This is a genomic window from Marinomonas piezotolerans, from assembly GCF_003362755.1.
GTDB lineage: Bacteria > Pseudomonadota > Gammaproteobacteria > Pseudomonadales > Marinomonadaceae > Marinomonas > Marinomonas piezotolerans.
The window spans coordinates 23,181-49,404 of the sequence record NZ_QKRA01000010.1; the positions used below are offsets into that span (position 1 = coordinate 23,181).

A 26,224-nucleotide genomic window follows, 5' to 3' on the forward strand; every position below is an offset into this window, starting at 1 on the left:
AGCTGTAGCGGCTTTTGCGTTAAAACGCAGTCATTAACACTCAACCGTCTCTTTTTTGACAGTAAATGCTAGTTTATCGTTCTCTTCATCCAAAGACACATTCACCACGCCGCCTTCAGACAGATCACCAAATAGAATCATATTAGCCAAAGGCTTCTTCAAATGCTCTTGGATGACGCGAGCCATTGGGCGTGCGCCCATCTGACGATCATAGCCTTTGCTGGCCAACCAACCTCTAGCTGTATCGCTGACTTCAATCATAACGGATTTGGCGTCTAGCTGTGCTTGAAGCTCAACCAAGAACTTATCCACTACATTGAAAATCACCTGCTCATCAAGCTGTTTAAATTGAATGACCGCATCTAGTCGGTTACGGAATTCGGGCGTAAAAGTTTTATTAATGACCTCCATACCGTCGCTAGAATGATCTTGCATTGAGAAACCAATTGATCGTTTAGCCAATACTTCAGCCCCTGCATTAGAGGTCATCACAAGAATAATATTGCGGAAATCAGCTTTGCGACCATTGTTATCTGTCAGTGTACCGTGATCCATAACTTGAAGTAGTAAATTAAAGACTTCTGGGTGCGCTTTCTCAATCTCATCGAGTAATACAACACTGTGAGGGTTCTTTGTCACCGCTTCAGTTAGCAACCCCCCTTGATCAAACCCTACATAGCCTGGTGGTGCGCCAATCAAGCGGGAAACAGCATGTCGCTCCATATACTCGGACATGTCAAACCTTATCAGCTCTAAGCCCATTATTTTAGCAAGCTGGCGCGTCACCTCTGTTTTACCAACCCCTGTGGGACCCGCCATCAAGAAAGATCCTATCGGTTTCTGGTCAGCCTTCAACCCTGCGCGTGAGAGCTTAATTGCATCGGCGAGAGATTCAATTGCACTGTCTTGACCAAACACCACCATTTTCAAGTTACGCTCAAGATTCGCGAGCACTTGCTTATCATCGGAGTTTGCAGCTTTAACAGGGACCCTAGCAATTTTAGAGACGATCTCTTCTATATCTTCAACTGTAATTAGCTCTTTACGTGAAGCTTCAGGTTGTAGACGCTGATACGCGCCGGCCTCATCCACAACATCAATTGCTTTGTCAGGCATGTGTCGATCTGGCACGTAACGTTGTGCTAATTCAGAAGCTGCTTTGAGCGCAGCATCTTCGTATTTAATCTGATGATGCTCTTCAAACGACCCGATAATACCTTTAAGTATTTCGTAAGTGTCATCCACACTTGGTTCATTGACGTCGACTTTCTGGAAACGACGCGCCAAGGCATGATCCTTTTCAAACACACCGCGGAATTCTTGAAATGTCGTAGAACCAATACAGCGGAGCTGACCTGAACTCAATGCTGGTTTTAGCAAATTCGACGCATCCATAACGCCACCAGATGCCGCCCCCGCACCGATAATGGTGTGAATTTCATCAATAAATAGAATGGCATTCGGTAGCTTTTTCAGCTCACCAAGCAAGTGCTTTAGGCGTTTTTCAAAATCCCCTCGATATTTTGTGCCTGCTAATAAAGCCCCCAGATCGAGTGAATACACGACCCCATCAGCTATCACTTCAGGAACTTCTCCATCCACAATGCGCTTAGCAAGGCCTTCGGCAATCGCCGTTTTACCCACACCAGACTCACCAACTAACAAAGGATTGTTCTTTCGGCGTCGAGAGAGTGTTTGAACCACACGCTCTACTTCGTATTGGCGACCAATTAAGCGATCAATACGCCCAGATCTAGCTTCTTCATTCAAATTAGTGGCGTACTTCTGAAGCGGAGCCTTAGACGCCTCTTCTCCTTCTTCATCCTCTTGTTCGATGGCGTCCTCCTGGGAAGAAGCATCACCCAATTTAGAGATGCCATGAGCGACAAAATTCACCACATCGATGCGCGCCACATTATGACGGCGTAACAAATAAACGGCTTGGCTTTCCTGCTCACTGAACATCGCCACGAGAACATTAGCACCCGTCACTTCTCGCTTACCCGAGGACTGAACATGAAAAACAGCTCGTTGTAATACTCGTTGAAATCCTAATGTCGGCTGGACTTCACGCTCTTCGTCATCTTGCGGGATAATTGGTGTGGTGCTGTCTACAAACTCCTCAAGCTCTTTACTCAAAGTGTCTAGAGCAACGCCACACGCCTCTAACACTTTTGCTGCCGCAACATTATCGATCAATGCTAACAACAGATGCTCAACGGTCATAAACTCATGGCGTTTATCGCGGGCTGCTTTAAACGCATTGTTTAAGGTTTGCTCTAATTCTTTATCTAGCATCGCTTATCCCTCTCTACAAATCAGTCGACTTGCTGTAAGTCGCACATTAGGGGGTGCTCGTTTTGCTCGCAAAACTGCTGCACCATAGCTACTTTGGTCTCCGCAATACCGTAAGGGTAGATTCCACAAACACCTTTTCCCTTGGTATGCACTTCCATCATTACTTGCTGGGCTTTATCAGAGTCCATATTGAAAAAGCGTTGGAGAACAAACACGACAAAATCCATTGGCGTGTAATCATCGTTAAAAAGCACCACTTGATACATGGACGGCGGTTTCAGTTCTGTATCCTCTGGTGCGATGGCTACAGAAGAATGACCTTGATCATCGTCTTCTAAATTTAGACTAATTTGCTTAAATGCAAACATCTTGACCTCTAAGAACTACAAATATTCATGTTAAAAGTTGTTTTCTCAATCAGTTTTTACAATGAAAGACGAAAACAATAAGAATTTTACAAATTACCGATAGAGTTCTACTCTCAACTATATGTGGTCAAAAGTTGTACGTTTAAACCCCGATAATAGATGTACTTTAATGCTGATATTATCACGACTTTGGCTGAGTAGATTGAACCGATTTAATTCATAGGGTTTATTTGCGGTTCGCCCCGTCGAGCCCATAGAGTATGGAAGGAGTGACTCATGCATCGTGGATCCGTTAAGTGGTTTAATAACGCAAAAGGATATGGCTTTATCGTCTCAGACAGTTTTGATGAGGACCTGTTTATTCATTATTCAGCAATAAATGTGGAAGGTTACAAAACTCTGAAAGCAGGACAAGCGGTAACTTTTGATGTTGCCCCTGGAAAACGCGGACTGCACGCAACGGATATAACGCCGATTGCAGAAAAAGCAGAGGAGCCTTCCGTGCAAACCGCTTAACGAGCAAATACTCCACCTCACTCCGCACCTTTGCTACACTCTGTTGGACAAAGGTGTTTTTTGACGCCTGTAGCTTACCGACAGATTAGACAGGTGAAATGTTACTCATACTCAATAAACCGTTTCAAGTCCTCAGCCAGTTCACTAGCGACGGCGATAAAAGCACCCTTGCTCAATACATAGACATACCAAATGTTTACGCTGCGGGTCGATTAGACTTTGATTCTGAAGGGCTGCTTTTATTAACAGACAATGGTCCACTGCAACACCTAATCGCCTCACCGAAATTTAAGCTGCCAAAAACTTACTGGGTGCAAGTGGACGGTCAAATCACACCCAAAGCCATTGAGCAGTTAAGGTCCGGCGTGGAATTGAAAGATGGCAAAACTCTCCCTGCTATATGTAACAGCATTGAAGAGCCGGAGATATGGGACAGAACTCCACCGATTCGAGAACGCGCCAATATACCAACTAGCTGGTTAGAGCTAAAAATCACGGAAGGCAAAAATCGCCAAGTTAGGCGTATGACCGCCAAAGTAGGCTTTCCAACATTACGATTAATCCGAGCGGCTATTGGCCCATACTCCATTGAGAACTTAGCTGTAGGGCAATATAAACATGTTGAAATAGATGAGTCCTTACAACAACAGGTACAAAATTTTGAACGAGAAAAAGCGAGAAAGGCTTCCACACCTAACCGTCGCGGCACTGGTCGAGGATCAGGGAAAGTATTTAATGATCAAAGAAATACAGGACGGTCAGGTGGTTCTCAACCAGCCAGCCGGACACGTCGAAAACGGTGAGACTTTACAGCAAGCTGTCGTCAGAGAATCACTAGAAGAATCCGGCTGGCAAGTTTTACCTCGCTCGATTTTAGGCATCTATGCTTTCACGCCATTTCAAGAGGCAGATACCTATCACAGGGTCTGTTTCATCTGCACGCCAAGCCACAAACAAAGTGACGTTTTAGATGCCGATATCATTGAGTCAGTCTGGCTAACCAAAGACCAAATCTCAGCCTTACCTCAACGAAGCCCCTTGATCATGCAATGCATTCAAGACTTTGAGGCGGGCCAAGCGGCGCCATTGGAAATAATTGAAAATATGCACATCAGTCCCAAACTACAGACCTAATCTCCGTGTTCCGCTACAATAGCGCCTTCAATCTAATGACGGGCCTTTACCCCGTTTCAACTATTAGAGATTTTTCATGAGTCAAGATAACGCAAACGCATCTATAAAAGTCATCGTCGGCATGTCTGGCGGTGTAGATTCCTCAGTATCTGCATTACTTCTTCAGCAACAAGGCTATAACGTTGAAGGTCTATTTATGAAGAACTGGGACGAAGACGACGGCACCGAATACTGTACGGCAAAGGATGATTTAGCTGATGCTCAAGCCGTCTGTAACAAACTTGGTATTCACCTACATACGGCGAACTTCGCTGCCGAATACTGGGATAATGTTTTCGAACATTTCCTCGCAGAATACAAAGCTGGGCGCACTCCAAACCCAGACATTCTCTGCAACAAAGAGATAAAATTCAAAGCGTTTTTGGAGTATGCAATTGAGCTTGGTGCTGACTACATTGCTACGGGGCACTATGTTCGTCGTGGCGATATCAATGGTGAACCCGTTTTACTGAAAGGCCTCGACAACAATAAAGACCAAAGTTACTTTTTATACGCTGTTGGTAAAGATGAGATTGGTCGTACATTCTTCCCCGTTGGTGAACTTGAGAAGCCTGAAGTACGTCGCCTAGCCGAAGAACACGATCTGGTTACTCACAATAAAAAAGACAGCACAGGTATCTGTTTTATTGGTGAGCGCCGCTTTAAAGACTTCCTCGAGCAATATCTGCCAGCACAACCAGGTAATATCGAAACGCTTGAAGGAGACGTTATTGGAGAGCATCATGGCTTGATGTACCACACAATAGGTCAACGTCAGGGCCTTGGCATAGGTGGGCTGTCAAACTACCCAGATGAACCTTGGTACGTAGTTGAGAAGGACTTGGGGCGCAACGTATTGGTGGTAACCCAGGGTGGTCAACATGACTCACTCTATAAAACACACTTGATTGCAGATGGATTTGATTGGGTAGCGCGTGAAAAACCAGTCATGCCTTTAACCTGCATGGCCAAATGCCGCTATCGTCAGCCTGACCAAGCCTGCACTCTGACAGAACTTGCTGATGGGCGTGTCGAAGTGAGCTTTAAAGAACCTCAACGCGCCATTACACCAGGCCAGTCAGTAGTATTTTATGTCGGCGAGCACTGTTTAGGTGGTGGAATTATTAATATTGCATTCAATAAGTAGCCGTTGATTCGCACCGGAGATGTCAATGCAACATGATGAAAAAGAACAAGCGATCGCACTAGCCGCACTCTTTCAAGCGTCGGAGTTAGTCGCCACGTTAGCGCGCAAAGGAACGTTAGATAAAGATTTCGCTGAGCCACTGCTTGACAGTGTGCTTATTGTGAGTGCGCCAGCTACTGTCGACATATACGGCGGACAATTCGAGTGCCAAGGTAATCTAGCCTTGGGACGACGCATTGCTAAACAAGTAATGGGGAAACAACGGGATGCAGTCAACCCAGATACCATTCGCTACGCACTCAGCCTTATCCATTTAGAGTCGAAGCTGCAAAAAGACAACTCTATGCTATCTGCCATCGGTCAACGCTTGGGACAACTAGAGCGCGCTATGGAACATTATGAGTCTTCAATGCATGAAAACCTTATTGCCGGCATTTCTGGCATGTATCAAGATACTTTGAGCAAAATGCCGTTTCGCATTCAGGTACATGGAGATAGCCGCTTTCTGCAGCAACCCCAAACAGCCCATCAGGTACGAGCATTACTGATGGCTGGCATTCGGGCTGCCATGTTATGGCGGCAGCTTGGTGGGCGCCGTTGGCATCTAATTTTTAAGCGCAAGTTACTCGTGAAGCATTTAGAAGAGCGGTTTTAAGTCGCTTTTTACCTTCTCGATGTGGCTCACGGCCCCTTCATTGAAGGATACGTAATAGGTCACCATATCGCTGCATTTCGGCCAACTTTTCGCACAATCACTGACATCAATCTTGAGTATATCTATGGTCGATATATAAAAGAGGGGCAATTAGAGTACTATATTGACCAAAATTCTAATCAAATTGATTTGATTACACTGAGAATGGCGGCCAAAAGTCACCTTCTATCCAACCGGCTAACTAACCAGAATGTTAGGGGAATTACATGTCAAAACAAACGATTTACTACACATTGACAGATGAAGCACCAGCACTTGCTACTGCATCTCTTCTGCCAATATTTAGTTCATTTGCGAAAGAAGCAGACATCGAGCTAAAACTTACCGATATTTCTTTAGCAGGCCGCATCCTTGCAGCGTTCTCAGATCGCCTTCCTGAAGATCAACGCGTAGAAGATGGTCTTTCATTCCTTGGCGAATTGACAGCAGAACCTACTGCAAACTTCATCAAGCTTCCAAATATTTCAGCGTCAATACCTCAATTGAACGCCGCAATTAAAGAGCTTCAAGGCCAAGGTTACGACATCCCGAGCTACCCAGAAAAAGCCACCTCCGATGAAGAGAAAGACACTCTTGCTCGCTACGCTAAACTACTTGGCAGTGCAGTAAACCCTGTTCTACGTCAAGGTAACTCAGATCGTCGCGCTCCAGCTGCTGTAAAAGCGTTTGCTCGTAAGCACCCACACTCCATGGGCGAGTGGAAAAAAACCTCTCAAACACATGCTGACTACATGCGCGATGGAGACTTCTTCTCTTCTGAGCAATCCATAACAATGGATAAAGCTCAAGATGTCCGCATCGAGTTTGTTGATAAATCTGGCAATATTGAACTAAAGAAAACACTTCCTTTACTTGAAGGCGAAGTACTTGATGGTATGCGCATGAGCGCATCTAAACTACGCAGTTTCTTCGAGCAATCTCTTGAAGAAGCGAAAGACGCTGGCATTATGTGGTCTCTGCACGTTAAAGCGACCATGATGAAAGTCTCGCATCCTATTGTCTTCGGCCATGCTGTAACGGTTTTCTACAAAGAAGTATGGGATAAGTTCGGCGACCTATTTGATCAAATCGGGGTTAATCCTAATAACGGTCTTGGAAGCGTTTACGATAAAATCAAATCTTTACCGCAATCTCAACAAGACGACATTCTGCAAGCCATTCACGACTGTTACGAACATCGTCCTGAAATTGCAATGGTCGACTCTGTACGTGGCATAACCAACCTGCACGTGCCTTCTGATGTCATTGTAGACGCATCGATGCCTGCGATGATCCGTAACTCTGGCAAAATGTGGGGGCGTGATGGTAAGCCTAAAGACACTAAAGCCGTTATGCCTGAATCGACTTATGCTCGTATTTATCAAGAAGTGATTAACTTCTGTAAAACAAATGGGGCATTTGATCCTACTACAATGGGTACTGTGCCTAACGTTGGTTTAATGGCTCAGAAAGCGGAAGAGTATGGCTCTCACGATAAAACGTTTGAAGTGAAACAAGACGGTACTATGCGTGTCCTAGATGCTGCAGGTAATGTCTTAATGCAGCATGATGTTGAAAAAGGTGACATCTGGCGTGCATGCCAAACCAAAGACGCAGCCATCAAAGACTGGGTTAAACTTGGTGTTACACGTGCCCGCAACTCCGATACACCTGCTGTATTCTGGCTAGACGCTGAACGTGCGCACGATAACGAGCTACGCAAAAAAGTTGAGCTGTACCTGAAAGATCATGACTTAGAAGGCTTAGATATTCGTATCATGTCTTACAATGAAGCCATTCGATTCTCTATGGAACGCATCATCCGTGGTCAAGATACTATTTCAGTAACTGGTAACGTATTGCGTGATTATTTGACTGACCTATTCCCAATTATGGAATTGGGCACATCTGCGAAAATGCTATCAATCGTTCCTATGTTGAATGGTGGTGGTATGTACGAAACAGGTGCAGGCGGCTCCGCTCCAAAACACGTGCAACAGCTTCAGGAAGAAAACTACCTACGTTGGGATTCTCTAGGCGAGTTTCTCGCGACTGCTGTGTCATTTGAAGAGCTTGGCATTAAGCAAGGCAACAAAAAAGCGACTGTCCTAGCTAAGTGCTTAGACAAAGCGACCGGTAAACTACTGGAAAACAATAAATCACCATCGCGTAAGATTGGTGATATTGATAACCGTGGCAGCCATTTCTATTTGGCTATGTACTGGGCGCAAGAACTTGCAGCGCAATCTGAAGATTCGACATTAGCACAAAAATTTGCACCACTTGCTAAGCAGTTGACTGACAATGAAGCAACGATTCTTGCTGAGCTAGCAGCAGTTCAAGGTAAGCCAGCTAACCTAAATGGCTATTACCACATGGACCTAGAAGAAATCTTCAAAGTTATGCGTCCAAGTCAAACCTTTAACGCTGCTTTAGAGTCTCTATAAGCAAACGTTTAGGTTGCGGCCCCTATTTTAAGATTATTGAATTAGGGGCCAAATACGCGATTAGTAATGTGTAGCACTTAACCAAAAAAGGCGCTCGTCCGATAAAGATGAGCGCCTTTTTTAAGTTTTAAAGTGATTGCCTGTTAGATAGCAACAATCGAACCATAACTTGGTTCAGAATGAGCGTTGTTTAGAGCGTGCGTTGAGTGTGGCATATAAACCAAACTACCGACCCCTTTCTCAAGCGGAGTAATACTTCCCATCCAAGCTACCTTGCGCTCATCTCGAGGTGAAACTCCCAAATGCTTGCGGTAACAACGACTAAAATGTGGCGTTGAAATAAACCCACAAGCTGCGGATATCTCAACAATGGACATATTAGATTGCTTCAGAAGTTGTCGAGCTCTGTCTAACCGTAGACGCAAGTAATAACGCGATGGCGAGCAATCAAGATACTTATGAAACATACGCTCCAACTGACGTCTAGATACATCAACAAACGTCGCCAACTCGTCTAAATCAATCGGCTCTTCCAAGTTGTTTTCCATCAACTCGATAACGTCAACCAATTTAGGTTTACAGCCCCCTTTGTTTAGCTGGCGCAAAGGGACGCGCTGCTGATCTGACTCACTGCGAATACGGTCACAAATAAACATATCCGATACAGCACTGGATAATTTGGCACCATGTTCACGAGCAATAATGGTTAAGAACATATCTAATGGGGCATTACCGCCTGTCGATGTATAACGCCCCTCATCCATTGAGAACAAGCGATTATTACAACGTACTTTGGGATAACTTTCTTGCAATGCAGTCATACACTCCCAATGTACACTGCAGTTATACCCATCAAGTAAACCTGCATGAGCTAGCACAAAAGCACCAGTACAGATACCACCGAGCGTGACACCTTTACGGGCCCTTTGCTGCAAAAAGCTTATTTGTTTGGAAGTGAAAACACGCGTGATGCCTAAACCACCTGCCACGATGATCATATCAAGTTCAGGACATTCACTAATCGAAGTGTCGGCAGCGATACTTAGACCATCACTTGCAAGAGCTGCCTCACCCGTTTCAGTGATCATATGCCACGTATACAGTTCTTCTGCATACAATTGATTCGCCATACGCAAAGGCTCGAGAGCCGAAGCTAAAGCAATCATTGTAAAATTATCAAGCAGTAAAAAGCCAACGCGAGTCGTTTTTTTACCGCTGGGAGTCATGGTAGCTGGGGTCGTGGAAACCATGTGAATGCCCTCTTATACGTTTTGCTTTAACCTACGCAAGAACTAAGCCAAAACATGTCAACGCATTATTTTTATTATGATGGACTAACAATAATAAAGAAGTTTTGTCCTATCCGTACTTATCAACCTAATTACACTTAGCCTCAAAAATGAGACCCGTATAATAGTAGAGAAGCATAGAACAAACATCCCAATAACGACAACATCACAGAAATAATTTACAAAAAACGACACTTAGATTCACATGCAAATTAAACCTTAGAATCAGATCTGTTACTGGTTCTCATTATTTATTAACAAGTCTAGTACGCTTTGCAATTTTTGTATTTATAAAACGCACTGAAATGAATCAGCTGACACCATTTTTAACGCCAAATACCCGATAATAGGGCCTGTTCACTGTAAAGATAGCGCACTTGGGCTTGAAGCAACTCAGCGGTCGCAATCGCGTCGGTTACCGAACTATGCAACTGGTATCTAGGTAACCCATATCGGGCCCGACTATCGGCTAATCTAATCGAGGGCAATCTGAGATTTAGCAATTTCTTTAGGGTATTACGCCATCCCTTTCGATGCTGAAGCGCTTCAATTGCCATTGTATCGATCATCGGGAACAGCAACTCAATATTGAGATGCTCCTTAATTGAATGATATAAAAACTCGCGCTCGATAAACTCGTGATGAACCACCACTACCTTACCTTCTAATGCGAGTAATACTTCATCCATCACATCCAACAAGGTTGGAGCATCGGTTAATTCTGAATCAGTAATACCGTGAATGACGACCGATTCCTCACTTAAAGAACAACTAGGGCGTACCAACCAATGTTTAGCTTGAGCAACTTTAATGCGGTTCAGTGAAAAAGGGACTAAACCAATGCTGATAATGTCATCTTTTTCTGGATCCAGCCCTGTCGTTTCAAAATCTAACGCAACATATTCCGCTGCCCCAAGAGTCAAAGACTCGTTAAAAGGCTGATTACGGTAAAATGACATAACACTTTGAGGCAGATCTTCCTCTAACTTAGACGCTAGATATTGATGCCAATTGAAATCACTTCGAGATCGCCCCATTAAATCTATACGCCCTATTTAGAAAAAGGATAACGATATTTGAGAAAACGTTGACTATTGCTTAGCACGCCGAACGCCTCTTTTAAGTTACGGCGCTCATGGTCGCTTAATGTATCTGGTTCGATCGTATTGTCAGGCTCTTCTCCCAACTCAATGTCTTCTACCTGATGATGAATACGCACCATCGCCAGATATTCCAGTGCATTTTTGAGGTCCAATCCTCGCTTATCAGGCAAAATACCGGCCTCGATCACATCATCCAATCGCTCGAACGAATTTCTAGCAGTAGAGCCTACAGCAAACGCATGTACCCGAATCAAATCTGCGAGAGGGGCTGTACCTCTACGCTTTAAGTTAATCGTGCGACGATGGCCTCCATCTTGCTCCATCACAAATTCCTTGAAGAAACCTAACGGTGGCGTTCGTAACAGTGCATTACGCGCTAAACTTGCCAAAAACTTTGAGCTATTTTGGGCTCTGCCAACAATAAATTTATTGAGCTCTTCAGCCCAATCGTTGCGCCCCCATACACCTTCAAGATCGAAAAAAATCGAACAGTTTAGTAATGCATCCGGATTCGGAACGTCAATCCAGTCTGAGAAGCAAGTTCGCCACTCTGACACCGTTTTACGCCATCGTGGATTTGTCGCCATGATGCGCCCTGTACAATAAGGGTAACCGCACTCGTTTAGCCCATCACTCACGAATGCAGCGAGTGATTCGAAATAAGCACCATGTTGGCTCGCAATGTAATCATCTGAAAGAATCAGGGCATTATCCTGATCCGTGATCAAGAGCTGCTCATCTCGCGCCATAGAACCTAATGCAAGATAACAATACTCAACTGGGGGAGGACCTAGCTCTTCTTCCGCCAATTCAAGTAACCGCTGCTTGAAGCTTTGACCAATAACAGACATGGCACTGCCTATCATATGCGCACTGGACCCTTGACGAACCATGCGTACAAAGCAATCAGGCACGTCTTTGGATACTAACGCCAATTCATTTCTATTCTGTTGTCGATGAATAAGCCCGACAATGTAAAGACTGCTTTTAGATTCATAACGAACAATATCTGATATCGCGATTACACCGATGGGCTGCCCACGTTCAATAACTGGCAAGTGATGTAAATTAAAGCGCAGCATCATTAACATGGCTTCGAAGATATACGTTTCTTTATCAATCGTCTTGGGGTTTCGCGTCATTACATTGACCACTGGAGCACTCAAATCGACGCCCTGCGATACGACCCGTGTGCGCAAATCTCTGTCCGTCAAGATGCCAACCAGATCGATACGGCTATCACCTCCATCCTCGTAGGGCGGGTATTCTTCAACAATTAGAAGCGACGATACCGACTCTTCAGTCATCCGTAGCGCTGCATCGCGAATGGTTGCACCAATAGGAATGGTCACCAAAGAACGAGCAATCAAAGATGATACTTTTTCACTGGACAACGCATCACTATCACGCTGATCATCAACCACCTTATTTAACATCCGATGGTCATCAACTTCGACATAATAAGCAAACGCTTCGTATTCGTCGCACAACTCAGTGAACATCGCCTCTGGCACGAAATAGATCAGTGAGTCTTCCATGGCACGAGCGGGTAAACGCACGCGGTTTGACATCAACAAACCTAGCTGCCCAAACACGTCTCCTTCACTTAATCGATTATAAAGATTGCCATTACGACGGTAGATCTCTACAGCCCCGCTGCGCACCACACATAGATCGTGAATCTCTTCTCCAAACGTAAAAATGTCAGTATTTTCGCGGTAGTAACCGATTTCTATCGAGCATGCGACTCGCTGGCGAGTATTTTCCGGTAGGTAGGAAAAAGGGGGAAAGCGCCCCAAGAATTCAGCGATCTCAATTTGTTCCGCTTCCATTGGGGCACCTATATCAGTGGTAGTGTTAAATTAGTATTCGATGACAACGTCTGATTTTGGGATGGTACAGCATGACAGCACGTAACCCGCTTCAACGTCCTCTTCGGTAATACCACCGTTATGCTCCATAACGGTTTCACCTTCTTTAACCAAGACTTTACACGTACCACAAATCCCCATACCACAAGCTTTTGGTATATGAAGATCCAATTTAGCCGCTGCAGTATGCAATGTTTCAGTCGGTGCAATTTGAATACTACGTCCATGATTAGCGAAATCAACGCGCAATAAATCTTCAGATGTTAGCGCTTCGGCTTCTGCTTGAGCAACCTCAGCCTGCTCTAGCGCATCCTCTACCACGTCTTCAGGCGTCGCACCAAATGACTCCTCGTGGTAGCGAGTCATATCAAAACCTTTCGCTTTAAGAAGCGCCTTGACCGCTTTCATATAAGGCGTTGGGCCACAGCAGTAGACTTCCCTCTCCATGAAATCAGGGACCATTATTTCCAACTTAGCTTGATCCAAGAAGCCACGGTAACCGTGCCATGCCAGGCCGTTGTGCATTTGCTCAACAATGGTATGAATACTAAGGTTATCAACACGTGACGCCATATGATCAAGTTCACGAGGATAGATCAAGTCTCTCGGTGAACGTGCGCTGTGCACAAACGAAATATCAACATCCGCATTAGTGTCAAACCACCAGCGAGTCATAGACATCAACGGTGTGATGCCAACACCACCTGAAAGAAGCAACACTTTGTCAGCAGGGAAATCGATACAGTTGAAATTACCAACTGGTCCATGTACCGCCAATTCCATACCAACACTCATGTTGTCATGTAGCCAATTCGACACTAAGCCACCTGGAGCACGCTTTACCGTTATGGAAAAGCTGTAAGGTACGGATGGCGAACTAGAAATAGTATAAGAACGCATCACTTGTTGCCCTTGAATCTCAAGCTCTAACGTCACAAACTGACCTGGCTTAAAGAAAAACATAACGGGCTGCTGAGCCATAAAGCAGAACGTATTGACGTCCCAAGCTTCTTGTATAACTTTTACACAGCGCACATTGTGACGGCCATTCACCCAAGTCTGGGTGTTAACGGGAGCTAAGTAATCTGCAGAAGCAGGTACTGATGAAGGGTTGGTCATAATGGTTCTCTCTATGATATGGCGTTGACGTATCACCTTTTGAGCCATTGTCGTTCGAGTTCGACACAATAGGTTAACTATTTACGACATTGACTTGCTCATAGAGGTCACTTCAATGCCCCGCGCCACTTGGGATAGAGTGAATAGTCGATTTATGTATCTGAGTATGTCGCGTTTGGTCATTTCACATTTTCAAACATGCGCGACGATAGCGCCTAGACTACATTATATAACGGTGAGCCTCGCGCCCATCCACTCGGCCTATGCTATGTAAGGATCAGCCAAATGAACCAAAATGATCTACTAAATATGCGTTACGCGACCATCAACGATGCTCGTCAAGACATGTCAAAAATGCTTGAAGCGCGCCCTGCTAACTATTCGTTAGATGCACCGCTCTATAACGACCCTCACATGTTCCGCATTGATATGGAAGAAATCTTCCAAAAAGAGTGGCTATTTGTGGGCATGACCAGCGAACTGCCGAAGCGCGGCGATTACATTACTGTGGAAATTGGCCAAAACCCAGTTTTGGTTATACGTGATGCGGATGGCTCTATCAACGCATTCCACAACACATGTCGCCACCGTGGTTCCCGAATTTGCACAGAACATCGCGGAAAAGTCGCAAACCTAGTGTGTCCTTACCACCAGTGGACGTATGACCTAAAAGGCAACCTACTGTTTGCTGGCACCGAAATGGGTGATTCATTCGACAAACAAGCACATGGGCTGAAAAAAGCACATTGTAAAACAGCAGGTGGGTTCATTTTCGTCAGCCTAGCAAAAGAAGCGCCTCAAGGTGGTGATTTCGACGAATTCCTAGCGACGCTAGAAGAGTACATGGCGCCTTATGACGTAGAAAATACGAAGCTTGCTGCTGAGTCAAACATGTACGAACGCGCTAACTGGAAGCTGGTACTGGAAAATAACCGTGAGTGCTACCACTGTTCTGGCAACCACCCTGAACTACTCAATACGCTGCTAGAATGGGATGATACGAACGATCCACGTGCACCGAAGTCTTTCACTGACCACTACAACCGACAAGCCGCTAAATGGGACGCTGAAGGCATCCCTCATGAACACCGCAGCTTTGGACCTGGCTTGCGTAACCGCATCGTGCGCATGCCGTTGAAAGAAGGCACTCAAGTCATGACGATTGATGGTGGGGCTGGGTGTAAAAAAATGATGGGGAACATTAAAAACCCTGAACTAGGTTCCATGCGTATCTTGCACCTACCAAACTCTTGGAACCATATGCAATCTGATCACTTTATCGTGTTCCGCGTATTGCCGATTTCCGCTCAAGAGTCATTAGTGACAACTAAATGGTTTGTGCATAAAGACGCTCAAGAAGGCATCGATTATGACGCTGACCGCCTCCGTCAGGTATGGGACGCAACCAACGATCAAGATCGTATCCTAGGTGAGCAAAACCAGCTAGGCATCAACTCAATCGGTTACCAGCCTGGGCCATATTCTGAAACCTATGAATACGGCGTGATGAACTTTTTAGAATGGTATACAGAGACCATCAAAAAGAATCTCAAAGTCTAATTTTGTAGAGATTTAAAATACAAAAGCCAGCATACGACAGTGTGCTGGCTTTTTTGCGTTACGTGACTCTACTTATATTCTGATTCAAGTCGCCAATACTTACGCAAATCTATTTTTACACCTAGGCACATGCGCCCTAAGCGCTGCGAACGGTTAAAGCATCCTCAAAAGCACCTGCGAGTTCACAATTATCTAGACCTTTACTCCCCCCCTTACTGCGTCCACACTAATATTTGGCCAACAGAACATTTGCTTTTGGACCCCCTTATAACGCGACCATCCTTAGCAACACGATTAAATTCGCCACCAATAATTCGTTCATCTAGTTGATACCAAGTGACACAATAGAAAGCATAAAAAAACCGCTGCAGCGACACTACAGCGGTTTTCAGTAGGGCAACAAAACTACCCCTTAACCATTCAGTACATACAACGCATTAACGCAATTCAGAGCGCAAACCTTTATACGTACTGATACACATAAGCAGCAAGATTACGACAAAGGGTAGACCTGTTGTTACGGCACCAGCCTGTAATGCTGTCAGAGCCTCAGAGCCACCACCAAACAACAACACAGCAGCAATGAAGCCTTCCATAGTTGCCCAGAAAATACGCTGTGGTACCGGAGTCTCAACTTTACCGCCCGCAGTAATCGAGTCAATGACTAGAGAGCCAGAGTCAGAAGACGTGATGAAGAACACCAATACTAGGATGATTGCTACAAACGCCGTAATTTCGACCATTGGCAGTTGCTCTAGCATCTGGAACATCGCAGCCGTGACATCAGTAAGTCCGTTTTTACCCAATTCACCGATACCTGCTTGGATTTGATCCAATGCTTGACCACCGAATGCAGACATCCAGAAGATAGATACAACCGTCGGTACAAGCAGTACAGCCGTCATAAATTCACGAACAGTACGACCTTTCGATACACGCGCGATGAACATACCCACAAATGGCGACCAACTAATCCACCAAGCCCAGTAGAATACCGTCCAACCCTCATAGAATTTAGTATCGTCACGACCAACCCAGTTACTCAGCGGAATCACGTACTCAACATAAGCTACCGTTGTGCTGAATAAGTGGCTGAAGAAACCAGAAATTGAACCGAAGATAATAACGAATAGCATCAACACGGCAGCGATAATCATGTTGATGTTACTCAACAACTTCACACCGCCATCAAGACCACGAACAACAGAGAACACAGCAATCGCAGTCACGACAAAGATAATGCCGATTTGCGTGCTAATGTTGTTTTCGATACCGAATAAGAACTCAAGACCACCGGCTGCTTGTGATGCCCCTAGACCAAGAGACGTCGCAAGACCAAAAATAGTCGCAAGTGCAGCAATGATATCGATCACGTGACCAATCGGCCCCCAGCAGCGCTCACCCAATAATGGATAGAAAGCTGAACGAATCGTCAGCGGCAAACCTTTATTGAAAGAGAAGAATGCTAGAGCCAGTGCAACAACACCATAGATTGCCCAAGGGTGAAGTCCCCAGTGGAACATGGTCGCACCCATCGCAGCTTTCGCCGCTTCAGGCGTATTCGGCTCAACACCTAGTGGTGTGCCCCACCAGTCGGTGTAATAGGCTGCTGGCTCGGCAACACTCCAGAACATAAGACCGATACCCATACCCGCTGCGAACAGCATGGCAAACCATGACATGGTTGAAAATTCCGCTTTCGCATCCTCTCCACCCAAACGAATCTTACCGACTGGCAAGACAATCACGGCTAAACAGAACAACACAAAAACATTACCACCGATCATGAACAACCAATCGAACGTTTCGATCGACCAGGTTCTTGCGCCCATGAGAATGTCTTTGGACTGCGCTGGAAAGATCAATGCTAGCGCGATAAACGCGATAACAAAGACAGCACTTGTAGTAAACACTGGGTTATGTACGTCCATACCTAAGATTTGGACGTTATCCTGCCCTGCTTTGTAATCCGACGTATAGTCAGATGACTTAGAGCGATTACGCGTTTTTGGATCCATCTTTTATTTCACCTCGTATTGTAGATATAAGCCGTCAGCGTTCCTTTTGTAAAAGTTGACTGCTTTACCTACTTTGTTTGAATTGCGACTCTAGCCGGAAGCAAATGCTTTTCCTTACTTTTGTTAAAAAGCGTAAAAAAAGCACAACTCGATTTGAATAGTACGACGAGTCTCCTCGCGCGATATGCCTCATTGCGACACCAAAAGATACGATCAGCCCAATGACGACCAAAACTGGGAAATAAGAAAAGTCACCGTTAATTAATCATTTAGTGACATAATTTCGGACACAAAAAAAGCACGACCCTTTCAGGTCATGCTTTATCGTGTTTTTTGATGATCAATAAACTATTTAGACCACCACTGTATTTTGATCACTGAATGACTTGCTTTAATGATGCCATAACAGTCAGAACTTCTGGCAAAATAGTGGCCCCCGTATCTTCAAGCTCCGTTAACGCGCCACTCAACACCGTTGCGCGCTCAGCATCAGCTTCTAACCACTCAATCACTTTGGCTTGAACATCCTCTAGCGACTCTTGAGAAGAAACTGGGACACCGATCCCTATCATTTTTTCTTTAAAATCCACTTCATCGATCAAGTCTACAATCATCATCTGAAACACCACCTAGCGAATGACTTTTTCTTCAATCAACAGATCAAAAATTGCTTGTGCTTTTTCTTCCGTTGACTCGTTTTTCATCACTTTACCAGATCCGCCAGCAGGTTTGGCCGTTGCCGCTTTAAATCGATCAGCAGCTGTTTTAGCTTTCACCATTTTCAATCGTTTAGGTCTCGGTTTAGCGGGAGCCTCTGACCAGTTCGCTCGCAATTCATCAAGCTCATTTGCCCCACTTTGCGCAACCATATTGGCTCGTAAACCTGGGCCATAAGCACTTTGACGAGCTTCCTGTGCAGCACTGTCTATCGTCGCAATGAACGGTAACTTAACGGTCGCCGCTCGGCGTTGACCTCGTGGCAGTGCTAACAGCACCTCAGCTGTACCGTCTTTTATTTCGACGATGTCTGCAACACGAGCTACCAAAGGCCAACCTAGTGCCTCAGCTAAAATATAAGGCACCATGCCTGATGATTCGCCACTTTCTGACCTCACACCCGTCAGAACAATATCGGCATCGCGTGATGCAAGGTAAGTAGATAAGGACGCAACGGCATCCATACTTTGGTCTTGCTCTAGAATGGTAATTTCAGCAAGCCCCATGCCAGCATACTGACGTAATACAGGCTCTTCCGAATCACCGGCATGAACAACTTCTAACTGACTGCCTGATAGCTTCAAGCCCAACTCCACAGCCCGACCATCTTGGTCTGAACGTCGTGCACGGCCAGATTGAGGATGACGACCCACTGATATCAACGATATGATTTTATGCGGCATGACTATTCTCCTCTGACTCCGACGAAGCTTGATTACGATGAGCGTTAACCAGCGCCATGAGTTCGGACAATATTTCTTCACTGTCACCAATGACACTGAGTGCAGCTCGCTTCACCATGTCACAACCCGCATCAGTATTAATCGCTACCACCTTGTCCACTTGGCCGATACCCTGCATATGCTGAATGGCGCCAGAAATGCCAACAGCAATATAGACACGCGCCGTAACCCAAGTACCCGTTGCGCCAACCTGACGTATACGTGGCATAAAGCCATCGTCTACAGCAACACGACTTGCACCCTCGGTTGCACCTAACGTGGCAGCGGCTTGATGGAATTGATCCCAGTTATGAATACCATTGCCCGCCGACAAAATGAATTCAGCTTCGGCCAATGGAATCGCGTTCGGATCCACATCCATTAGACCTTTATCCACGATGTGTCCTTCAAGAAGTGGTATATCAGCAAACTCAATCGATGACGCTTCATGACGAGTTTCGTCAATGGCATCACCACACTCTTCAAGTAACATAGCGATACGAGGCATCGCTCGGGAGATGTCCAAACTTGAAGACGCGCCACGACACACTACTTGCTCAGCGGTCACTTGCCACGCCTGTGTAGCCGGCCGCTCACCCAATTTAGCGGCCAGTCGGGATCCAAGATCCGCGCCACCGTGCACACTATCAGGGAACAACCAATGTTTCACCGTAAGCTGTGTATCAACATACGCCAACGCCTGAACTCGTGCTTCCGGTGCATAACCATCAAAAGCAGGATCGTTTAGGTGGATGAGACGATCAACGCCCGCTAAATCAAAGTGCTCTTCCTTCACTTCACCGAAGCACAGTGCGGCCACAGCCCCTTGCCCGCCATGCTCACTGATTAACTTGTGAGCAAGCCCCAAAATATCTTTGTCATGTGACGTCAAACGACCACCGACCAAATCAGGAACCACCACCACGTAAAACTCTGGCGAAGATATCTGATGCAAGGGCAACTGAACTTCTTGCGTCGCACTAGAGCGTTTTCCGGTTGCTGAAGCGGCATTGCCTTTCAAGCGATCAATACGCTTGACTCCGTTCGGCCCAATAAAACCTACTTTGTGAGGAAATTTACGAATGATGCCAGAAGGACCACGTATCTCACCGCCCTCTTCTTGACTTACATATTGATCATGGAGTGGATGCAGACGGTTACGAATAATCCACTCTGCACGTGGGTCACGACGAATAATGTCACTCATTAGTGCACCTCCTCTACTAGCTGGCCAACCAAGATCTCGGAAATATCCTTAACCTCTGGACGTGGCTCAACAACACCTTCAAGCATAGCCGTACATTGTTGACAGCCTACAGCAACGAGTTCGGCACCTGTCTCGGTCACATCTTCCATGCGCATGTCTGCAATACGACGCTCTCCTGGTATGTCTGTGATCGGAGCACCGCCACCACCGCCACAACAGCGAGAGCGGAAACCAGAGCGTTCCATTTCAGCGATTTCAATCCCCAACGAACGTAGTAGCTCACGTGGCGCTTCGTACTCACCGTTGTAACGTCCCAAATAGCATGGGTCGTGATACGTCACTTTGCCACCTTTGAATGCATCCAACTTCAAGGCACCAGACTGAACTAGCTGATTCAAGAATGTAGTATGGTGCAACACCTCCACACCTTCCAATGCGCCATTGGCATCAAAATCAGCGTATTCATTCCGCAAGCAATGATATGCATGCGGATCAGTCGTCACAATTTTCTTAAATTTATACTGACCTAAAGTGGCCAAGTTACGCTTCGCAAGGCTTTGGAACGTTGCATCATCCCCAAGACGACGCGCCACATCACCACTATCTCGCTCTTCATCACCTAAAATCGCGACATCTACATTGGCATGTTTCATGAGCTTAACGAATGCTCGAAGGATACGCTGACTACGCATATCAAACGCACCATCAGACACCCAGAATAAGACGTCTGCTTCTTTCTTCTCTTTCATCACCGCTAAATTCTGATCCGCCGCCCAGTTTGTTCGGCTGCCAGGCGCGTAACCTCCTGGATTGTCTGTTGCGATAATGTTTTCTAAGACTTCTGAACCTTTGTTTGGGGTTTCGCCTTTTTCCATCGTTAGGAATCGACGCATGTCCACGATTGCATCTACGTGTTCGATCATCATCGGACACTCTTCGACACACGCTCGACATGTAGTACAAGACCACAACGTTTCTTGGCTAACTAGGCCAGCCGTAATCACCTCGGTAGGACTGCCTTTTGCGTTGCCTATTTCTTTACCAGGATATGGGCTACCCGCATAATTCGCATCAGTCCCTCCAGCAAGACCAACTACCATATCTTGAATCAGCTTCTTGGGGTTCAGAGGTTGTCCCGCTGCAAATGCCGGACACATTGCTTGACATTTACCACACTGTACACAAGCATCAAATCCAAGCAGTTGGTTCCACTTAAAGTCACTCGGTTTAGCAACACCTATCACGGCTCCTTCAAGATTAGCAGGCTTTAACCCTGTCGAACGGCCACCACCAAATCGCTCTGGACGACGGTGAAATGCGAGATGCAACGCGCCCGCAAAAGCGTGTTTCATCGGTCCACCCCAGCCCATGCCGAACAGCAGTTCACCTAACCCGATCACGATACCGATACTTAAGACCACGATCAGAACAACACCTCCTGTGCCCTCTGGTAAGATTCCAGCAGCAGGTAATGTCAGAACAATGAAGGTTACCGCAAAAGTAATAAGGCTTTTTGGCAAGCGCATCCACGGGCCTTTCGATAAGCGCTCAGGGGGATTAAGTCGACGTTTAAATACAAAAAATGCACCGATCAGCATGAGCGCTAAGGCACCCAGCAAAGCCCAAGCTACAATGCGTTCTTGAACATTGAACACGTGAACGACAAGAACAAGCACCATTGACAGTACAAATCCACCGCCGGTTGCAACGTGAGTACGCGACATGTACTTGTCACGTTCAACCACATGGTGCAAATCTTTTAAATACCGGTTTGGCATTGCCAATAGACCAGCAATTAAATTGACTTTTTCGGGTTGTCCTGCGCGCCAAAGATTGACGCGTCGAAGCGCACCGATGACACCAAGAGCAAGAAGAGCAACAATTAGAACAGAAGGTAACCAGTCGATAACCATCTTTCACCCCATATAGCATTAAAGAGGCGGCCGCATTGCCGCCTCTTGGGTTCAGTTGTATTGGTTTAGTTTTGAGTGGCTAAACGATTACAGGTCTTTACATAAACGAAGTGCATCGTACATCGCAGCGTGTGTATTACGTTGCGATACGCAATCACCCAAACGCCACAAGATCATGCCATCGCCACTTTCTGAAAGAATTGGCTGAGGTTTGATATCAAACAACGCTTCAACATCAAGTTGGCCTTTGTTGCGAGATTCTTCTTTCAGTTCGTAATACAGCTCTTCATTCGGGCGCGTGCCGTTTTCAATTACAACTTGATCGACAACACGCTCTTCATGCTGACCTGTGTACTCGTTTTCCAGTACCGCCACTAGGTTGTCACCTTCACGGTAGACCTTCTCTAGTAGAAAATCAGAAGTCATCACAACTTCTTTTTCGTACAGTGAACGGTAGTAAGTTGGGAACGTCGTACCACCAATGCCTACACCAGGTTTGATATCGTCAGTAACGATCTCAACTAACGACCCTTTGGACGCCAAGTAGTCAGCAGCAGACAAACCTGAGAATTCACAAATCGTATCGTAGATCAATACGTTTTTACCTGGCTCTACCTTACCATTGAGGATATCCCAGCTTGATACACATAAGCCCTCTTCCGCACCCCAAGCAGGATTCTGTTCCATGTATGGACGACCACCGGTAGCCATAACACAAACATCTGGTTGCAAGTCACGGATCATTTGCGCATCGGCTGTCACACCAGTACGAACATCGACGCCTAGACGATCAAGTTCCATGACCAACCAACGAGTAATACCCGCGATTTGGTCACGCTGAGGCGCTTTCGCAGCAATGGTAATTTGACCACCCAACTCATCTGCACGCTCTAGTAACGTTACTTTATGGCCACGCTCTGCAGCAACGCGTGCTGCTTCCATACCACCAGGGCCACCGCCAACAACCACCACGTTACGGATAGGTCCGTCAGTCTTCTCAATAATGTGTGGGAGCCCCATATACTCACGAGACGTTGCCGCGTTCTGGATACATAAAACATCCAACCCTTGGTACTGACGGTCAATACAGTAGTTTGCACCCACACATTGGCGGATCTGATCAACTTGATCCATTTTAATTTTAGCAATGAAGTGTGGATCGGCGATGTGAGCACGAGTCATCCCTACAAAATCGACATAACCTGCCTCAACGATACGTTTTGCTTGGTTAGGATCTTTGATGTTCTGAGCGTGAATAACCGGAACACTGACAACTTCTTTGATACCTGCGGCTAGGTGCAAGAAAGGCTCAGGTGGGTAACTCATGTTTGGAATAACGTTCGCAAGCGTGTTGTGCGTATCACAACCAGACCCCACAACACCGAAGTAATCGATCAGACCTGTGTCATCGTAGTACTTCGCAATCTGCTTCATGTCGTCGTGGTTTAGACCGTCTGGGTGGAACTCGTCACCCGTAATACGCATACCAACTACAAAGTCAGGGCCCACTTCGGCACGTACTGCTTTCGCGACTTCAAGACCGAATTTCATACGGCCTTCAAATGTGCCGCCCCATTCGTCAGTACGTTTGTTTACACGTGGTGACCAGAATTGGTCGATCATGTGTTGGTGCACTGCCGACAGCTCAACACCATCTAGACCGCCCTCTTTCGCACGGCGGGCAGCTTGTGCGAAATCGCCAATGACGCGCCAGATTTCTTCCACTTCGATTGTCTTACACGTCGCGCGGTGAACAGGCTCACGAATACCAGATGGAGACATTAGGTTAGGCCAGTTTTCACCGTCCCAACGCGAGCGACGCCCCATATGAGAAATTTGAATCATAATCTTGCCGCCGTGCTTATGCACCGCGTCCGCTAGATTCTGGAAGTGTGGGATGATTCGATCTGTTGAAAGATTGACAGAGCTCCACCAGCTTTGCGGGCTATCGATGGAGACAACACTTGACCCACCACAGATACACAAACCACAGCCGCCTTTTGCTTTTTCTTCGTAGTACTTCACGTAGCGGTCTGTCGTCATACCGCCATCCGTTGCGTAAACTTCAGCGTGAGCAGTACTCACAATACGGTTACGGATTGTTAATTTATTAATATTCAGAGGCTGAAACAGCGCATCAAACTGGGACATAGTGGAACCCCGCCTTTTCTAAAACGATAAACAGATAATGGATAATTAAAGCGGCGTTACTTCGAAGTAACCCACATCACAACCTTCTTCGGCCGCGCACTGTGTTTGCTCTGCTTTGGTTCGTACAGCCAAACCTTGAGCTTCTGCAATTTGATCAAGCGCCCCAGCAAACCAACCCGTAAACATGTAATCGACTTTACGGTTAACTTTTTTGCCGTGAATTTTTTCGTAATGGTAAACAAACGCTGAGTTCTCTAAGCGGACTTTTGCAGTACCTTTTTCGATATCTAGCTCTTCTGTGATAAATAGCCCCCAACCACGCTGAGAAAGACGCTTAAGGTAATGATGCCAAACATCAGCGCCGGAAATACCGTGGCACTCTGCTTCTTGCTCACACCAGAAGTAAGCTGATTTATAGCCTGCTTTGTACAAAATTCCAGCGTAACGCTCTGCACCAATTTCGTCTTCAATTCCCATATGGTTGTTAACGAAAAAGTGACGAGGGACATAAAGCATTGGCAACGCATCCGTTGTCCAAACACCAGTTTGATCATCTACTTCGATTGGCATTTCTGGCGCATGTACACCCATTTTCACACCTCAAATATCTTGCTGTGACGCTTTGCGTCGAGATTATCCAGATTTAGGTAAAGACACTAAGGCCAGCGGAGAGTCGCATCCGCTGACCTAGGTCCCCCCACCACAGGTCTTAAAATTCTTAGAAACAATGTGGAGGCTATTCGCCCCATACTTCGCGTAGCAGATTCACCCAGTTTTCACCCATGATTTTGCAAACTTGACGTTCACTAAAACCATGACGCAACAAGGCTTCTGTTAAATTAGGGAACTCACCGACAGTACGAATGCCTTTCGGGTTGATAATTTCACCAAAGCGCGTCAAGCGTCGCGCATAACCTTTGTCATGCGTTAGATATTCGAAAAAGTCTTGACCATGGCCTTGGGTAAAGTCAGTACCGATACCAATGGCATCTTCACCAACGATGTTATAGATGTATTGAATCGCTTCGACGTAATCATCAACCGTTGCGTTAACACCTGCACGCAAGAAAGGGGTAAACATTGTCACGCCTACAAAGCCACCGTTGTCCGCTATAAATTTCAGCTCTTCATCCGAACGATTACGCGGGTGCTCTTTTAGGCCTGACGGCAAGCAATGCGAGTAAGCTACTGGCTTTTTAGATTCGATAATGACTTCTTTAGCAGTATTCGGTCCGACATGAGATAAGTCACACAAAACACCGACACGGTTCATTTCAGCAACGATTTCTCGGCCAAAGCCAGACAAACCACCGTCTCGTTCATAACAACCTGTACCGACCAAGTTTTGCGTGTTGTAACACATTTGCACGATGCCGACGCCCAAGTCTTTGAACACTTGCACATAGCCAATTTGATCTTCAAATGCGTGGGCATTCTGGAAGCCCATCATGACGCCAGTTTTACCTTCCTCCTTTGCACGAAGAATATCTTTAGTTGTATAAACTTTCGTCAACAAGTCGCTATTAGCTTCAATCAGTTGATTCATTTCTACAACATTGCGAACGGTACCTTCGAAGTTTTCCCAGAAAGAAACGGTACAGTTTGCTGCCGTCAACTTGCCTTTGGCCATATCTTCGAATAGTTCACGATTCCATTTCGCACAGATCAAACCATCGATCACTATTGCTTGGTCGTGTAATTCCGCTGCGTTCATTTTAGTATCCTTCGTACAGGTTCTGACAGGAAGGGAGATACCCCTTTAATGAACCCAGTTTAGGGCTAAGGGGTAAAGAGTTAGAGGCTGGAAACGACTTCCGAATTACCAAAACCGACCACATTTACGACATGTCCGTGGCGTTATTCTGAAAACCATCCGATAAAAAAATAGGAGCCTAAGGCTCCTATTGAAAA

21 protein-coding genes are annotated in these 26,224 nt (G+C 45.9%); 7 read left to right on the forward strand and 14 right to left on the reverse strand.

All coding sequences use genetic code 11. The features are described 5' to 3' along the window. Positions 1 to 33: 33 nt before the first annotated feature. Positions 34 to 2,298 carry an ATP-dependent Clp protease ATP-binding subunit ClpA gene (gene clpA, locus DN730_RS16185; protein WP_115469189.1) on the reverse strand — a complete coding sequence of 755 codons (2,265 nt, stop codon included), beginning with the start codon at positions 2,296 to 2,298 and terminating at the stop codon, positions 34 to 36. Between the two features lie 20 nt (positions 2,299 to 2,318). Continuing rightward, a complete protein-coding gene (gene clpS, locus DN730_RS16190) occupies positions 2,319 to 2,666 on the reverse strand; it encodes an ATP-dependent Clp protease adapter ClpS (RefSeq protein WP_115469190.1) in 348 nt (115 codons plus the stop codon). Positions 2,667 to 2,942: 276 nt separating this feature from the next. Between clpS and DN730_RS16195 the strand changes: the two genes are divergently transcribed. The 6 genes from DN730_RS16195 (at position 2,943) to DN730_RS16220 (ending at position 8,643) form a co-directional block, all read left to right on the forward strand. Further along, positions 2,943 to 3,182 (forward strand): cold shock domain-containing protein, encoded by a 240-nt coding sequence (locus DN730_RS16195; protein ID WP_115469191.1) that lies wholly within the window; start codon positions 2,943 to 2,945, stop codon positions 3,180 to 3,182. A 98-nt stretch (positions 3,183 to 3,280) separates the two neighbouring features. After that, positions 3,281 to 3,985 carry a pseudouridine synthase gene (locus DN730_RS16200; protein ID WP_115469192.1) on the forward strand — a complete coding sequence of 235 codons (705 nt, stop codon included), beginning with the start codon at positions 3,281 to 3,283 and terminating at the stop codon, positions 3,983 to 3,985. Then, positions 3,918 to 4,316 (forward strand): NUDIX domain-containing protein, encoded by a 399-nt coding sequence (locus DN730_RS16205; RefSeq protein WP_115469193.1) that lies wholly within the window; start codon positions 3,918 to 3,920, stop codon positions 4,314 to 4,316. Before DN730_RS16200 ends, DN730_RS16205 begins: the two co-directional genes overlap by 68 nt. Positions 4,317 to 4,392: 76 nt before the next feature. Continuing rightward, entirely contained in the window at positions 4,393 to 5,502 is a 1,110-nt protein-coding gene (gene mnmA, locus DN730_RS16210) for a tRNA 2-thiouridine(34) synthase MnmA (RefSeq protein ID WP_115469194.1), read from the forward strand. 25 nt (positions 5,503 to 5,527) lie between these two features. Next, complete coding sequence (gene hflD / locus DN730_RS16215) at positions 5,528 to 6,157, forward strand: high frequency lysogenization protein HflD (protein WP_115469195.1); 630 nt, start codon at positions 5,528 to 5,530, stop codon at positions 6,155 to 6,157. A gap of 266 nt (positions 6,158 to 6,423) precedes the next feature. Then, on the forward strand, positions 6,424 to 8,643 hold the full coding sequence (locus DN730_RS16220; protein ID WP_115469196.1) for an NADP-dependent isocitrate dehydrogenase: 2,220 nt from the start codon (positions 6,424 to 6,426) through the stop codon (positions 8,641 to 8,643). Positions 8,644 to 8,786: 143 nt separating this feature from the next. Here DN730_RS16220 and gbdR read toward each other — a convergent pair whose 3' ends face one another. The 4 genes from gbdR to DN730_RS16240 form a co-directional block, all read right to left on the reverse strand. After that, complete coding sequence (gene gbdR / locus DN730_RS16225) at positions 8,787 to 9,893, reverse strand: choline metabolism transcriptional regulator GbdR (protein ID WP_115469197.1); 1,107 nt, start codon at positions 9,891 to 9,893, stop codon at positions 8,787 to 8,789. Positions 9,894 to 10,258: 365 nt separating this feature from the next. Further along, on the reverse strand, positions 10,259 to 10,969 hold the full coding sequence (locus DN730_RS16230; RefSeq protein WP_115469198.1) for a 3'-5' exonuclease: 711 nt from the start codon (positions 10,967 to 10,969) through the stop codon (positions 10,259 to 10,261). 14 nt (positions 10,970 to 10,983) lie between these two features. Next, a complete protein-coding gene (locus DN730_RS16235; protein ID WP_115469199.1) occupies positions 10,984 to 12,867 on the reverse strand; it encodes a DUF294 nucleotidyltransferase-like domain-containing protein in 1,884 nt (627 codons plus the stop codon). Positions 12,868 to 12,897: 30 nt separating this feature from the next. Then, positions 12,898 to 14,025 (reverse strand): FAD-binding oxidoreductase, encoded by a 1,128-nt coding sequence (locus DN730_RS16240; protein ID WP_115469200.1) that lies wholly within the window; start codon positions 14,023 to 14,025, stop codon positions 12,898 to 12,900. Between the two features lie 285 nt (positions 14,026 to 14,310). Between DN730_RS16240 and DN730_RS16245 the strand changes: the two genes are divergently transcribed. After that, positions 14,311 to 15,585, forward strand: coding sequence for an aromatic ring-hydroxylating oxygenase subunit alpha (locus DN730_RS16245; protein WP_115469201.1), 1,275 nt, complete (start codon positions 14,311 to 14,313; stop codon positions 15,583 to 15,585). 437 nt (positions 15,586 to 16,022) lie between these two features. Here the strand turns inward: DN730_RS16245 and DN730_RS16250 are convergent, their stop codons facing one another. From DN730_RS16250 to DN730_RS16285, 8 genes are all read right to left on the reverse strand, one after another. Further along, positions 16,023 to 17,603: a BCCT family transporter gene (locus DN730_RS16250; protein ID WP_115469202.1), complete on the reverse strand. Its 1,581-nt coding sequence runs from the start codon at positions 17,601 to 17,603 to the stop codon at positions 16,023 to 16,025. A gap of 374 nt (positions 17,604 to 17,977) precedes the next feature. Then, on the reverse strand, positions 17,978 to 18,220 hold the full coding sequence (locus tag DN730_RS16255) for a hypothetical protein (protein WP_115469203.1): 243 nt from the start codon (positions 18,218 to 18,220) through the stop codon (positions 17,978 to 17,980). A 12-nt stretch (positions 18,221 to 18,232) separates the two neighbouring features. After that, positions 18,233 to 19,003, reverse strand: coding sequence for an electron transfer flavoprotein subunit beta (gene etfB, locus DN730_RS16260; RefSeq protein ID WP_115469204.1), 771 nt, complete (start codon positions 19,001 to 19,003; stop codon positions 18,233 to 18,235). Then, positions 18,993 to 20,249 (reverse strand): electron transfer flavoprotein subunit alpha, encoded by a 1,257-nt coding sequence (gene etfA, locus DN730_RS16265; RefSeq protein WP_115469205.1) that lies wholly within the window; start codon positions 20,247 to 20,249, stop codon positions 18,993 to 18,995. Before etfA ends, etfB begins: the two co-directional genes overlap by 11 nt. Next, positions 20,249 to 22,162: a (Fe-S)-binding protein gene (locus DN730_RS16270; RefSeq protein ID WP_115469206.1), complete on the reverse strand. Its 1,914-nt coding sequence runs from the start codon at positions 22,160 to 22,162 to the stop codon at positions 20,249 to 20,251. The genes etfA and DN730_RS16270 overlap by 1 nt, the downstream gene beginning before the upstream one ends. A gap of 87 nt (positions 22,163 to 22,249) precedes the next feature. Beyond that, complete coding sequence (dgcA, locus tag DN730_RS16275) at positions 22,250 to 24,313, reverse strand: dimethylglycine demethylation protein DgcA (protein WP_115469207.1); 2,064 nt, start codon at positions 24,311 to 24,313, stop codon at positions 22,250 to 22,252. 45 nt (positions 24,314 to 24,358) lie between these two features. Then, the gene (locus DN730_RS16280) at positions 24,359 to 24,904 is read right to left on the reverse strand and encodes a DUF5943 domain-containing protein (RefSeq protein ID WP_115469208.1); all 546 of its coding nucleotides are present in this window, start codon (positions 24,902 to 24,904) and stop codon (positions 24,359 to 24,361) included. Positions 24,905 to 25,049: 145 nt separating this feature from the next. Continuing rightward, positions 25,050 to 26,027: a dipeptidase gene (locus DN730_RS16285; RefSeq protein WP_115469209.1), complete on the reverse strand. Its 978-nt coding sequence runs from the start codon at positions 26,025 to 26,027 to the stop codon at positions 25,050 to 25,052. Positions 26,028 to 26,224: the final 197 nt, after the last annotated feature.